Origin of the sequence: Streptomyces dioscori (genome assembly GCF_003024195.1) — a bacterium.
Lineage (GTDB): Bacteria > Actinomycetota > Actinomycetes > Streptomycetales > Streptomycetaceae > Streptomyces > Streptomyces dioscori.
This window is the reverse complement of the sequence record NZ_KZ679049.1, coordinates 250,302-262,620: the sequence shown is the minus strand read 5'-3', so window position 1 is coordinate 262,620 and position 12,319 is coordinate 250,302. Positions and strand designations below refer to the sequence as shown.

The following is a 12,319-nucleotide window of genomic DNA, read 5'->3' as shown; positions in this document are numbered from 1 at the left end:
CGGAAGGATCACTCACGCGCATGAAGCACGACCAGCATGGGATCTCCCGAAGAGGATTTGTCCGGGGCAGCGTCGTCGGCAGTGCCGGCCTGGGTGCCCCTGTTCTGCTGCCGCTGGTGGCGGCCAGCGCCGCCGAGTCCGGCAGCCCCGACACCCCGGGCAGTGTTCCGGGCGCGAGTTTCACCGACCAGTCGGCGGCCCTGACCCCGGACCGGACGGTGGCCACGGCCTGCCAGTTCTGCAATTCCAACTGCCGCCTCAACGTCGACCTCAAGGCCGACCGGATCATCGCCGTCCGCGGCGAGGACGGCGACCCCGTCCAGCACGGCCAGGTCTGCGTCAAGGCCGAGATGATGCCGCAGCTGGTCTACAACAAGGAACGCCTCACCACCCCGTTACGTCGTGTCTCGGGCAAGAAGGGTGCGGCGAACTCCAAGTTCGAGGCCATCAGCTGGGACGAGGCCTACCGCACCATCGCCCGCAAGCTGCTGCACCTGCGCGACACCGGCCAGGTGCACACGATCGCCAACCGCACCACCGGCCGTATGCCGCGCGGCACCGGCTCTCTGGTGGGCCGCCTGTTCGCGATGCTGGGCAGTCCGAACAACACCGACGTCGGCCCGGTCTGCAACGACGCCGGCGGCAACGCGCTCGCGGCCACTTTCGGCCTGGGCAACTTCACCAACGGCTACGGCATCGACGGCGCCACGGGCAAGGACGACCTCGGCTCCGCCCGGCACTACCTGTTCCTGGGCACCAACCAGGCCGAGACCCACCCGGTGACGTTCGGCTACCTGCTGCGCGAACGCAAGAAGACCAAGGCCACGCTCACCGTCGTCGACCCCCGCCTGACCCCGACCGGAGCAGCCGCGGACCGCTGGGTGGCGCCCAAGCCCCACACCGACCTGGCCCTGCTGCTCGGCATGCTGCACCACATCGTCGAACAGCGCCTGTACGACCAGGCGTTCATCGACCGGTGGGTGACCGGCTTCGGTGAGCTGCGTGCCCATCTGGCCAAGCACCATTACACGCCAGCCTGGGCCGCGAAGGTCACCGGCCTGCCCGCCGCCACCATCACGGCCATGGCCGAGGAGTACGCCGGCGCCGAACCCGCCGCGATCTTCTGCAACGCCGGCATCTCGCACCAGCTCGGCGCCTTCGACACCTACCGGGTGCTCACGTTCCTCGCCGCGATCACCGGAAACATCGGCAAGCCCGGCGGCGGCTGCAACTTCATGCACAACACCTGGCCCGGCGACCTGCACCTGCCGCCTCTGGAAGCCGAGACGCCCGAGCGCCGCGAAGCCCTGCCGGTCGGCCCGGACTACTTCGCCGAGTCCATCCTCACCGGCCAGCCCTACCAGCTGCGCGCCGTCATCACCCAGGGCAACCCGCTGGTGTCCTCCGCCAACACCACCAAGGTCCGCAAAGCCTTCGAACAGCTCGACTTCTACGTCTACACCGGCCTGTTCATGGAAGAGCCCGCCACCTACGCCGACATCATCCTGCCCGTCTGCAGCGGACTGGAGATGGAAGGCGTCTACATGCGCCGCGACGACCGCGCCATCCGCTGGCAGGACCAAGTCGTCGACCGCGTCGGCCAGTCCCGCCCCGACTACGAGATCTGGATCGGCCTCGCCCACGCGCTGGCCGACCTCGACACCCGCCGCCCGGCGAAGGAATGGCGCGAGGCGTTCCCCAAGCGGTGGATGGACTACAAGAACCTGTGGGCCGACTTCGTGAAGCACACGCCCGGCGCGGGCGGCATGACGCGCGAGCGCATGAGCAAGCGCACCGAGCCGCTGCGCTGGCCGTGCCCCACACCCGAGCACCCCGGCGTCAGCACCCTCTACCTCGACCACCCCAGCTGGTACGAGGCCGCGGAATCCCTGGACGCAGCGCATCGGGGGAAACGCTTCCTCACCCCCAGCGGCAAGGTCGAACTCACCACCCCCGCGCTGGAGAAGAGCCTGTCGACCGCCGGACACACCGCGCTGCCGATCTTCTACACCCACCCCGAGGTCACCGGCGCCCACCCCACCGTGGCCTACAGCAAGAAGCTGGTCACCAGCCCCATCAACCCGCAGGCCCTCACCCACCCGGTGCGACTGGGCGTGCCCGGCAACGGTGACGTGCACCGCACCTTCCCGCTGATGGGCATGACCGGACGGCCCAGCGTCGTGCACTTCGCCGAGATGACCCACTGGACCCCCACCGGCAAACAGCTCAACGGCATCCGCTTCATCCAGATCCACCCGAAGACGGCCCAGCGCGCAGGCATCGCCGACGGCGACGACGTACGGGTGGAGAGCCCGCGGGGCGCCGTGAGCGGCACCGCACTCTTCTGGGACGGCATCCGGCCCGACACCGTGTTCGTCCCCAACACCTTCGGCCCCGCCCAGAAGGTCGGCGACCTCTTCGACGACCCGCGCTACGAACCCGCCAACACGCTGCCCGACGACCAGTACTACGACAACCTCTCCGGCCAGCAGGCCTACAAATGCTTCGCCTGCCGCGTCGTCAAAGCCTGACCAGCCCCAAGGCCCGCATCCGCGCAACCCCACGGAGGACCGTATGAACGCGACACCCGACCCGCGCCTGAAGGCCGAAGAGGTATCCGTGCTGCCCCTGGCGGCCTTCGACGAACGCGTCAACGTCCTCGGCTCCAAGAGCTACACCAACCGCTACCTGGCCATCGCCTCCCTCTCGGGCCGCGAGACCGTCATCAAGGGCGCCCTGCTGTCCGACGACACCCTCTACTTCGCCCGCGCCATCGAGACGTTCGGCCACGTCAACTGCACCGTCGACCACGCCACTGCCAGCATCCACGTCACCCCCACCGGCCAGCCCATGCGCGCCCCGAAGGACGACATCTTCGTCGGCGGCGCCGGCACCCCCCTGCGCTTCTTGATCTCCATGGCCGGCCACGCCCAGGGCACCACGATCATCACGGGCAACACCCGCATGCAGGAGCGGCCCATGGGCGACCTGCTGCAGGCGCTGCCGCCGCTCGGTGTGGACGCCACCGCGGTCCGCGGCAACGGCAGCCCGCCGATCCGCGTCGTGGGCGGCTCCTTCAAGGGCGGCGCCACCACCATCAACGGTCTCGTCTCCAGCCAGTTCACCTCCAGCCTGATCATCAACGCGCTGCGCGCCGAGAACGACACCCACATCACCATCGCGGACGAACTGGTCTCCAAGCCGTACGTCGAGATGACGCTGGCCGCCCTCAAGGAGATGGGTGTGCACGTCGGACGCGACGGCTACCGCACGTTCACCGTCGCGGCCGGCCAGCAGGCCCGCGGCGGCGAGGTCACCGTCGAGCCCGACGCCTCGGGCATGTCCTACTTCCTGGCCGCCGCCGCCATCCTGGGCAGCCGCGTCGTCATCCCCGGCATCGGCTCCGGCTCACACCAGGGCGACGTCCACCTGGTCGACGCCCTGGAGCGGATGGGCTGTCGTACCCAGGTCACCGACGACGAGATCACCCTGACCGGCGGCCCGCTGCGCGCCATCGACATCGACATGGAGGCCATGCCCGACGTCGTACCGTCCCTGGCCGCCGTCGCCGCCTACGCCGAAGGCACCACCCGCATCACCAACATCGCCTCGCTGCGCGTCAAGGAGTGCGACCGCATCGCCGCCGTCACCACCGAACTGCGCAAGATGGGCATCGAGGTCGAGGAACTCCCCGACGCGATGTACATCACCGGCGGCACCCCGCACGGGGCGACCATCGACACCTACGACGACCACCGCATCGCCATGACCTTCGCCATCGCCGGCCTGCGCACCGAAGGCGTCGTCATCAAGGACCCGGGCTGCGTCGCAAAGTCCTTCCCCACCTTCTGGCAGACCCTCGACACCCTCCACCCCGCCCTGGAGAGCACCAAGTGACCGCGCCGGACACCACGCCCGGCGACCCGGGCATCCTGCTGGTACTGGACGGTTGGGGCCACGCCCCGCCGGCTGCGGACAACGCTGTCGACGCCGCATCCACGCCTGTTCTGGACGAGCTGACCGGCCGCTACCCCTCCACGCTGGCCTACGCGTCCGGTGAGGCGGTGGGGCTGCTGCCGGGCACCGTCGGCAACTCCGAGATCGGCCACATGGTCATCGGAGCGGGACGGCCTCTGCCCTACGACAGCCTCCTGGTCCAGCAGCACATCGACTCCGGTGAGCTGCGGGAGAACCCGCGCCTGGTCTCCCTCCTGGACGCGCTCGCGGTCAGGGGAGGGGCGCTGCATCTGGTCGGCCTGTGCTCGGACGGGCAGATCCACGCGAACGTCGGGCATCTCAGCGAGCTGCTGGCCGCGGCCGCCGCCCGGCGGGTGCCCCGTGTGTGGATCCACGCGATCACCGACGGACGCGACGTGGCCGACGGCACCGCCGAGACCTACCTGACGCAGGTCACCGAACTGGCCGCAGCAGCCGGCACCGGAGCGATCGCCGGCGTCATCGGCCGCGGCTACGCCATGGACAAGGCCGGCAACCTCGACCTGACCGACAGGGCCGTCCACCTGGTGGCCGACGCGGAGGGCACCGAGGTGAACACCGCGGCCGAAGCCGCTAACGCCTCCGAGCGCGGCGACGAGTGGGTGGACCCGAGCATCCTGCGGGACGCACCGGGAGCGCGCATCGCCGACGGCGACGGCCTGGTGTGGTTCAACTTCCGCAGCGACCGCATCCAGCAGCTCGCCGACCGCCTGCTGGAGCACCTTGCGGCCACCGCGCGCACGGTGGACACCCTCAGCCTGGCCCAGTACGACACCCGCGCTGACATCCCCGCGCTGGTGCAGCGGGCGGACGCCTCCGGAGGTCTGGCCGACGAACTCACCGCCGCAGGTGTACGCAGCGTGCGCATCGCCGAGGCCGAGAAGTTCGAGCACGTCACCTACTACATCAACGGGCGTGACAGCACGGCACGCAGCGTCGAGGAACACGTCCGCATCACCGGCCCCGGCGCCTCCGACTACAAGGCCCGCCCAGAGATGAACCTCGACCAGGTCACGGACGCCGTCCTCGACGCCGCGGCCCGCCCTGAAGTCGACCTCGTCATCGCCAACCTCGCCAACATCGACGTCGTCGGCCACACCGGCGACTACGCGGCCACCGTCAAAGCCTGCGAACACACCGACGCCGCGGTGGCACGCATCGCGACAGCCGCCGCCGAGTCGGGCCGGTGGCTGCTGCTCGTGGGCGACCACGGTAACGCCGAGAAGATGACCAAGCAGGCACCGGACGGAACCAGCCGCCCCTACGGCGGGCACACCACCCACCCGGTGCCCCTCGTCGTGGTGCCCGCGAACAAGGAAGCCACTGCCGCGCTGCCCCAGCGGGCAACGCTCGCCGACGTCGCCCCCACGGTCCTGCACCTGCTGGGACACAAGACCGGATCCGCCATGACAGGAAGGCCCCTTCTATGAGTCCCCCCACCCCGACCGCCGCCACGGTACGCACCGAGGACGCGGTCCCCGCACTGCTCGCCTCGCTGCAGGCCACCCTCCAGGGCCCCGCCGATCAGGCGGGCTGTCCGCTGCCGCCCTCCATCGCGTCCGCCTTCGCGGACGACTCGACCGTGCGGCCGCTCGCCGTCGCGGGAGGCGTGTGGGCGGTTCTTCGGGAGTCGCCCGACCGCTCGTGCCAGGTGCTGTGCCTGCACAACCCCTCCAGCGACGCCGTCTCGGCGAGCCTGGACGCTCTCCTGCCCGAGACCGCAGGCCAGCAGGCCCACTTCGTCCGCGGCGCCCTGCACACCACGCAGGAGACCGACGGACTCCGCGTCCATCTGGCCGCGTTCGGCCACGCCTGGATCACCTTCACCCGCTGAGGAGGAGCACTCCGTCACCGCGGTGCCGACGGCCCTGAGCCGAAGGCACCACAGCCATGACGACGCACAGCGCCGTCCCTACTGCACCGCTACAGATCCGTCTGCAGCCTGCGCAGGCAGCCGCCCTCTGGGGTTCGTGCTGCCCGCGTAATCCCTTCAGGGCACCGCCATTCCCTAAGGATCTGACATGTTCATACGTACGTCCTTCGTGGTGCCGGCTCCAGCCGGTGCCCGCGTTCCGCTGCCCACACCCCGACTCCTGCCCCGCCCGCCCGGCCGCCTCGCCTCGCTCCACACGAGCGAGATGAACACCAGCCACAGCGCGGACGGCACAGGTGTGCACCTGTCGTCGCAGAGCTACGTCAGGCCGGTTTCCCTCCAGCCGTCACCTCAGTGACCGCCGCAGAGGGGACCGAGAAATGTCGCACACCCATGCCCACATCCACGCCGCGGTATCCCATGAAGACAGAAAGGCCCCACTGGTGTTCAGCACGAAGCGCCGCCTCGCCCACCTCGCCTCAACCGCTCTGGTCCTCGCGTCCCTTGCCACGGCCTGCGCCGACGGAAAGGCGGGAGGATCAGGTGCTCTGCAGGTCAGCGGCTCCACCACGGTAGCCCCCGTGGCCGCGGACGCCGCCGAGGCCCTCAAGGCCGACGGACTCGATATCACCGTCGCCACCCAGGGCGGTTCCGCCGGCGGCATCTCCCAGCTCGCCGCAGGCCAGATCAAGATCGCGATGAGCTCGAAGCCCCTCGCGGACGAGGACAAGGCCGCCAGCCCCGACACCGACTTCCAATCCACCCAGATCGGTTCGGACGCCGTCGGCATCATCGTCACCAAGAAGGTCGCCGACGCCGGCGTCAAGAACCTCACCGTGGATCAGGTACGGGACCTGTTCGAAGGCAAGATCACCAACTGGTCCGAAGTCGGCGGACCCGATCTCAAGGTCTTCGTCTACGACAAGGAACCCGGCCGCGGGACCCGCGAGGTGCTCGACAAGTACATCTACGGCGACAAGAAGGCCCCCGCGCCGCCGGAGTCGGACAACTTCGCGATCGTGGGCGGCAACCTCGAAACCCGCAACAAGCTGAAGTCGACCCCCGGCTCGGTGGCCCCGCTGTCCACCAGCTTCGTCGAGGGGCACAAGGACCTGGCCGTGGTCACCCTGGACGGCATCGCCGCGTCACCCGAGAACATCGCCTCCGGCAAGTACCCCATGTCCCGGCCGCTGTACTTCATCACGGACGGCAAGCCGGAGGGGACGGCCAAGAAGTTCATCGACTACGTCCTGACCACCAAGGGCCAGAAGCTGATGACCAAGCACGGCTATCTGACGCTCAAGGAAATCGGTAAGTAGCCGATGACCACCACACTGGCGCGCGATGCCGCGCCACCTGACGCAGCAATACGGCCACGCCCCTCGAAATGGGTCTGGAGCTGGACGGGCGCCGGGGTGTTCGCCGTGGCAGCCCTCCTCCTCGTGGTCGTGGGCTATCTCGTCGCGGGGATCAGTAGCGGCTCGGTCGACTGGACGGCCCTGCTGACCGACGCTTCCTGGAGCCCTCCCAACGCCGCCTACGGCGGCCTCGCCATGATCTACGGCACGGCCGTCGTCTGCGCCCTCGCTCTGATCCTGGCCGTACCCGTCAGCTGGGGAGCGGCCCTTGCCCTGTCGGAGTACCTGCCGCCCCGCGTGGCCCGGTTGCTGCGCATGTGCGTGGAGCTGCTTGCCGCCGTACCGTCCATCGTCTACGGCCTGATCGGCATCATGGTCATCCGGCCCGTCGTTGCCTGGATCGGGGACGTACCCGGCGGGGACAGTCTCCTGGCTGCCGGGATCGTCCTCGCTGTCATGATCACGCCGACGATCGTGGCGGTGAGCGTCGACGCGCTCACCGCGGTGCCCGACCGCTACCGGGAGGCCGCCTTCTCGCTGGGCCTGACCCGCCGCGAGGTCATCCGCTCCGCGGTGCTGCCGCTCGCCCGGCCCGGCATGCGCTCCGCCGTCCTGCTCGGCCTGGCCCGCGCGCTCGGCGAAGCCATCGCCGTGTTCCTGGTGGTGGGCCGGGCCGACGGACGACTGCCCACCAGTTTCGACGGGTTCCTCCACTCGCTGGTGCATCCCGGGCAGACACTGACGACGAAACTGGCCGGCCCCGAACCGGTGCTGGCCGGCACATCCGGCCCCTACTTCGCCGCGCTGTGCGGACTGGGCCTCGTCCTCCTGGCGTTTGTGGCCGCGGCCACCATCTGGGGCACCCGAGGCCAAAAACGCGGTACGTCGGACAAGCGAGCCCCCGCCTTCCGCGGCGCGCCCCGGATGCGCGTTGAGCGCGACCGGCTCGCCATGGGACTGCGTCTGGGCGCACTGCTGCTGCCCACCGCTCTTCTCCTCGGCATGCTCGCCCTCCTGGTGACGCGGGGAAGCTCCGCGTTCAACCCGTCCTTCTGGTTCACCTCGGCCACGGGCGCCGCGGGCGGAGGCGTACGCGACCAGATCGTCGGCACCCTGCTGCTCATCGTCACCACAGGTCTGATCGCGCTCCCGCTCGGCTTCGGCGCGGGCATCCTGATCGGCGTCCACGCATCCGAACGGGTCGCACGGCTGCTGCAGACCCTGACGATCGTGCTGGGCGGAGCGCCGACCATCCTGCTGGGGCTGGCCGGGTTCGTCATCCTGTCCAGCACCATGGGATGGGGCAGATCCTGGCTGGCGGGAGCCATTGTGCTCGTGCCGGTCGTCATCCCGGTGATCGCCCTGGCCACCTCAGCGCGCGTGCGGAGCATGCCACCGGAACTGACCGAGAGCGCCCTGTCGTTGGGGCTGACGCGAGCTCAGTTCATCCGCTCGGTCGTCGTCCCCTATGCCTGGCCCGCCACGCTCACCGGCCTGCTCCTCGGCCTGGCCCGCGCAGCGGGAGAAACCGCGCCGCTGCTGTTCACGGCGACCGTCTTCTTCGGGGCTCCCGCCTTCCCGAGCGGCGTCGTGGAATCGCCGGTCCAGGCGCTGCCCACGCACATCTTCACCCTCTCCCAGGACTCGGGCGACCCCCAGGCAGTTACCCAGGCCTGGGGGAGCGCCATGGTCCTCGTACTGATCACCGCAGTACTCCTCAGCGCGGCGGTCGCGCTGCGCAACCGCTTCGAAGGAGAGCGATGGACAACGTAATCGCCGTGCGTCAACTGCGCGTGCTCAGCCGCGACAAGACCCTGGTCGGGCCGGTCTCCTTCAGCCTGGAGCGTGGTTCCACCACCGGGCTGTGCGGGCCGTCGGGCGCCGGGAAATCCACCGTCCTGCGTGCTCTGGTGGACCTCCTCCCGACCGGCCTCACCCGGGACGGCGACCTGCAGGTGCTGGAGCGGCCGATCGCGCCCGGCAAGGGAGACGCCGACCTCAGAGCAAAGATCGTCCTCGTACCCCAGACACCGGTCGTCTTCGGCGGCAGCATCCTCGACAACGCCCTGTTCGGGCTGCGGCACATCCTGCGGGCCCCGCGGGAAGTACTGAAGGAGCGAGCGGAACAGGCCCTGCGCGAGGCCGGGTTGTGGAAGGAGGTCTCCGACAGGCTCGACTCGCCGGCGCAGAACCTGTCCGCGGGGCAACGGCAGCGCCTGTGCCTGGCCCGGGCGCTGGCCCTGGAACCGGAGTGCCTGCTTCTGGACGAGCCGACCAGCGCACTCGACGAACAGAGCCGCGACACGGTCGAGCAGTCGATCGCGGCCCTGCGCGGCAGCCGGACGGTCCTTCTCGTCTCCCACGACCCGGCGCAGGTCGAGCGTCTGTGTGACACCACGGTCCACCTGGACCAGCCGGCGACCGTATCCCCGGCCGCCGCCGCAGTCTCCTGACGGCAGCGCTCATCATCGAGCCCTCGTAGGAGCAGCCGTACCGGACTGATCAGCGGGCCCTGAGCAGGCAAGGCTCAGGGCCCGCAACCGTTTCCGGCCCGGCGCCGCCGCTTCACCCTCAGGGCGGCAACGGGCTGGAGTCTTCCACCAGGGGCGCCCTGGCTGCCTCGGGCGCCGACGGCATCGTGGGTGCCTCGGCCTGGTCGCGCTGAAGGATCTGCATCAGCGCCGAACGGACCCCGGCGCCCATGCGGTAGTAGACGATGCGCCCTTCCCGCCTGTTCTCCACGAGCCCCATGCACCGCAGCCGCTTGAGGTGATGACTCACGGTGGACTGAGCCACTCCCACATCGCAGATGTCGTGCGCCGCGACCTCCGCTCCCTGCCGTGCCGCCAGATGGACCAGCAGTTGCAGGCGTACCGGATCGCCCAGTGTCTTGAAGACGCCGGCCCACCAGACCGCATCCGCCGCGCTCAGCTGGAAGCACTCCGCGTTCTCGGCAGGCTCCGCGGCCTCACGGGACATCTCTTCTCCTCACCCCAGCGTCGTCCGGCTGGGAATGCGAGTGGACGGGCACGGCCGGTCCGGGGCGGCTCAGCCCTCAACCCACCGGAGTGCGCCGCCACTCGGCGACCGGCTCAGCTCACGCCGCTGCTGACAACAGACCCGCCATGCCGGCAAGCACGCCCGGGGCCACCCGGTAGTACACCCAGCTGGCCCGCCGGTCGGAGACCAGAAGACCCGCTTCACGGAGTTTGCGCAGGTGGTGGCTGACCGTGGGCTGGGAAACGCCGACGTCCTGGATGTCACAGACGCACGCCTCACCGCCGGGCTGCGCGGCGATCCGGGAGAACAGCCTCAGACGGACCGGGTCTGAAAGGGCCTTGAACATGCTCGCGATCCTCTCCGCGTCGGGCGCGGAGAGCTCTTCCTGCCCCAGCGGCTGGCAGCAAGCCAGAGACGTCGTGGCGTCCGGAGCACCGGAGACAGAGACTAACTTCGACATGCCTCTATGTTGACACTCATCTAATCACCTGCCAAGAGTCGAAGGGGATTGGATCTGCCCGAACGGGCGAGGTTATTTCGATGAACCTCTATGTTGACGCACATCGAACCCGGGTGCATCCTGATGACCAGAGGACATCGACAAACATCGAAACCGAGGAGAGCCCGTCGTGACTGCGCCCGCTGCCCAGGATCTGCCCGTTGTCGTCATCGGAGCCGGCCCCATCGGCCTGGCCGCCGCCGCCCACCTCCTGGAGCGGCAGCTGACACCCCTGGTCCTGGAGGCCGGACCGGTAGCCGCCAGCGCAGTACGCGACTGGTCCCACGTCCGGCTCTTCTCGACCTGGAGCGAGCTCACCGACCCCGCCGCCGAGAAGCTGCTCGCCCCCACCGGCTGGAGCCGCCCCGACGCGACGACCTACCCCACCGGCGGCGACTGGGCCGAAGGCTACCTCCAGCCCCTCGCCGACACCCTCGGCGACCGCATCCGCTACGGCGCCACCGTCACCGGCATCTCCCGCGCCGGACGCGACCGCATCGTCGACGCCGACCGAGACAGCCAGCCCCTCGTCGTCCACCTCACCACCGCCGACGGCCGCGAGGAACGCCTCCTCACCCGCGCGATCATCGACGCCTCCGGCACCTGGACCACCCCGAGCCCAGCCGGCGCCAGCGGCCTGCCCGCACTCGGCGAGAACGCGGCGGCCGACCGCATCACCTACCGCGTCCCCGACCTCAACGACCCGTCCGTACGGTCGCGTTACGCAGGAAAGCGCACCGCGGTCATCGGCTCCGGAGCCTCCGCCTTCACGGCGCTCGCAACCCTCGCGGACCTGGCCCAGAACGAACCGGGCACGCACGCCGTGTGGATCCTGCGCCGCGGCATCAGCGGCTCCACCTTCGGCGGCGGCGAAGCCGACCAGCTCCCCGCCCGCGGAGCCCTCGGCCTGGCCGCCAAGGCAGCCGTCGACAACGGCCACGCCGACGCCGTCACCGGCTTTCGCACCGAGACGATCGAACGAGACGAAGACGGCCGCCTGATCCTCATCGCAGAGGACGGCCGACACCTCGACGCGGTCGACGAGGCCATCGTCCTCACCGGCTTCCGCCCCGACCTGACCTTCCTGTCCGAGATCCGCCTCGGCCTCGACGAACGCCTCCAGGCCCCGACCGCGCTGGCCCCTCTCATCGACCCCAACGTCCACTCCTGCGGCACGGTCTACCCGCACGGCGTCAACGAGCTCTCCCACCCGGAGAAGGACGTCTACCTCGTCGGCATGAAGTCCTACGGCCGCGCCCCCACCTTCCTCGCGATGACCGGATACGAGCAGGTCCGCTCCATCACCGCATCCCTCGCCGGAGACCAGGAAGCAGCCGAGCGCGTCGAACTGACCCTGCCCGAGACCGGAGTCTGCGGCGGCGCAGGACTCTTCGACGAGGCGGCTGCCGAGGAGAGCAGCGGCGGATGCTGCGCCCCCGCGCCCGCCCTGGTCCAGATCGGATCCGCCACGTCCGCCCTCCAGATCGGCAGGCCCGAGGCATCCGGCGGCTGCTGACCACCGGCTGTCGCCCGGCCTTGCACCATCGCGCCTCGGCCAAAGCCCGGCCGGACGCGTCCTTCCTACGCCAGGAG

The 12,319-nt window shown here is 69.8% G+C and carries 11 protein-coding genes; 9 read left to right on the top strand and 2 right to left on the bottom strand.

What is annotated here, in order from left to right; genetic code table 11:
- The first annotated feature begins 20 nt into the window (after positions 1 to 20).
- From C6Y14_RS28865 to C6Y14_RS28835, 8 genes are all read left to right on the top strand, one after another.
- A complete protein-coding gene (locus C6Y14_RS28865) occupies positions 21 to 2,531 on the top strand; it encodes a molybdopterin-containing oxidoreductase family protein (RefSeq protein ID WP_199854892.1) in 2,511 nt (836 codons plus the stop codon).
- A gap of 43 nt (positions 2,532 to 2,574) precedes the next feature.
- Complete coding sequence (aroA, locus tag C6Y14_RS28860) at positions 2,575 to 3,897, top strand: 3-phosphoshikimate 1-carboxyvinyltransferase (RefSeq protein ID WP_107019770.1); 1,323 nt, start codon at positions 2,575 to 2,577, stop codon at positions 3,895 to 3,897.
- Positions 3,894 to 5,426, top strand: a complete 1,533-nt coding sequence (gene gpmI / locus C6Y14_RS28855; RefSeq protein WP_107019769.1) for a 2,3-bisphosphoglycerate-independent phosphoglycerate mutase — start codon at positions 3,894 to 3,896, stop codon at positions 5,424 to 5,426. The genes aroA and gpmI overlap by 4 nt, the downstream gene beginning before the upstream one ends.
- Positions 5,423 to 5,830, top strand: coding sequence for a hypothetical protein (locus C6Y14_RS28850; RefSeq protein ID WP_107019768.1), 408 nt, complete (start codon positions 5,423 to 5,425; stop codon positions 5,828 to 5,830). The genes gpmI and C6Y14_RS28850 overlap by 4 nt, the downstream gene beginning before the upstream one ends.
- A gap of 187 nt (positions 5,831 to 6,017) precedes the next feature.
- Positions 6,018 to 6,227 carry a hypothetical protein gene (locus tag C6Y14_RS44215; protein ID WP_159074328.1) on the top strand — a complete coding sequence of 70 codons (210 nt, stop codon included), beginning with the start codon at positions 6,018 to 6,020 and terminating at the stop codon, positions 6,225 to 6,227.
- Positions 6,228 to 6,312: 85 nt separating this feature from the next.
- Positions 6,313 to 7,188 carry a phosphate ABC transporter substrate-binding protein gene (locus tag C6Y14_RS28845; RefSeq protein WP_107019767.1) on the top strand — a complete coding sequence of 292 codons (876 nt, stop codon included), beginning with the start codon at positions 6,313 to 6,315 and terminating at the stop codon, positions 7,186 to 7,188.
- 3 nt (positions 7,189 to 7,191) lie between these two features.
- Positions 7,192 to 9,000: a phosphate ABC transporter permease subunit PstC gene (gene pstC, locus C6Y14_RS28840; RefSeq protein WP_107019766.1), complete on the top strand. Its 1,809-nt coding sequence runs from the start codon at positions 7,192 to 7,194 to the stop codon at positions 8,998 to 9,000.
- Complete coding sequence (locus C6Y14_RS28835) at positions 8,988 to 9,680, top strand: phosphate ABC transporter ATP-binding protein (RefSeq protein WP_199854891.1); 693 nt, start codon at positions 8,988 to 8,990, stop codon at positions 9,678 to 9,680. Before pstC ends, C6Y14_RS28835 begins: the two co-directional genes overlap by 13 nt.
- A gap of 118 nt (positions 9,681 to 9,798) precedes the next feature.
- Here the strand turns inward: C6Y14_RS28835 and C6Y14_RS28830 are convergent, their stop codons facing one another.
- Both C6Y14_RS28830 and C6Y14_RS28825 read right to left on the bottom strand, forming a co-directional pair.
- Positions 9,799 to 10,206 (bottom strand): ArsR/SmtB family transcription factor, encoded by a 408-nt coding sequence (locus tag C6Y14_RS28830; protein ID WP_107019765.1) that lies wholly within the window; start codon positions 10,204 to 10,206, stop codon positions 9,799 to 9,801.
- Positions 10,207 to 10,324: 118 nt separating this feature from the next.
- Positions 10,325 to 10,687 carry an ArsR/SmtB family transcription factor gene (locus C6Y14_RS28825; protein WP_107019764.1) on the bottom strand — a complete coding sequence of 121 codons (363 nt, stop codon included), beginning with the start codon at positions 10,685 to 10,687 and terminating at the stop codon, positions 10,325 to 10,327.
- A 169-nt stretch (positions 10,688 to 10,856) separates the two neighbouring features.
- On the opposite strand from C6Y14_RS28825, the gene C6Y14_RS28820 reads away from it, so the two are divergent.
- Entirely contained in the window at positions 10,857 to 12,242 is a 1,386-nt protein-coding gene (locus C6Y14_RS28820; RefSeq protein WP_107019763.1) for an NAD(P)-binding domain-containing protein, read from the top strand.
- Positions 12,243 to 12,319 lie beyond the last annotated feature (77 nt).

What these genes read in the sequence shown, in the direction of transcription:
- pstC (WP_107019766.1), top strand. Translation starts at nt 7,192, where the DNA reads ATGACCACCACACTGGCGCGCGATGCCGCGCCACCTGACGCAGCAATA.
- C6Y14_RS44215 (WP_159074328.1), top strand. Translation starts at nt 6,018, where the DNA reads ATGTTCATACGTACGTCCTTCGTGGTGCCGGCTCCAGCCGGTGCCCGC.
- C6Y14_RS28850 (WP_107019768.1), top strand. Translation starts at nt 5,423, where the DNA reads ATGAGTCCCCCCACCCCGACCGCCGCCACGGTACGCACCGAGGACGCG.
- aroA (WP_107019770.1), top strand. Translation starts at nt 2,575, where the DNA reads ATGAACGCGACACCCGACCCGCGCCTGAAGGCCGAAGAGGTATCCGTG.
- C6Y14_RS28835 (WP_199854891.1), top strand. Translation starts at nt 8,988, where the DNA reads ATGGACAACGTAATCGCCGTGCGTCAACTGCGCGTGCTCAGCCGCGAC.
- C6Y14_RS28865 (WP_199854892.1), top strand. Translation starts at nt 21, where the DNA reads ATGAAGCACGACCAGCATGGGATCTCCCGAAGAGGATTTGTCCGGGGC.
- C6Y14_RS28825 (WP_107019764.1), bottom strand. Translation starts at nt 10,687, where the DNA reads ATGTCGAAGTTAGTCTCTGTCTCCGGTGCTCCGGACGCCACGACGTCT.
- C6Y14_RS28830 (WP_107019765.1), bottom strand. Translation starts at nt 10,206, where the DNA reads ATGTCCCGTGAGGCCGCGGAGCCTGCCGAGAACGCGGAGTGCTTCCAG.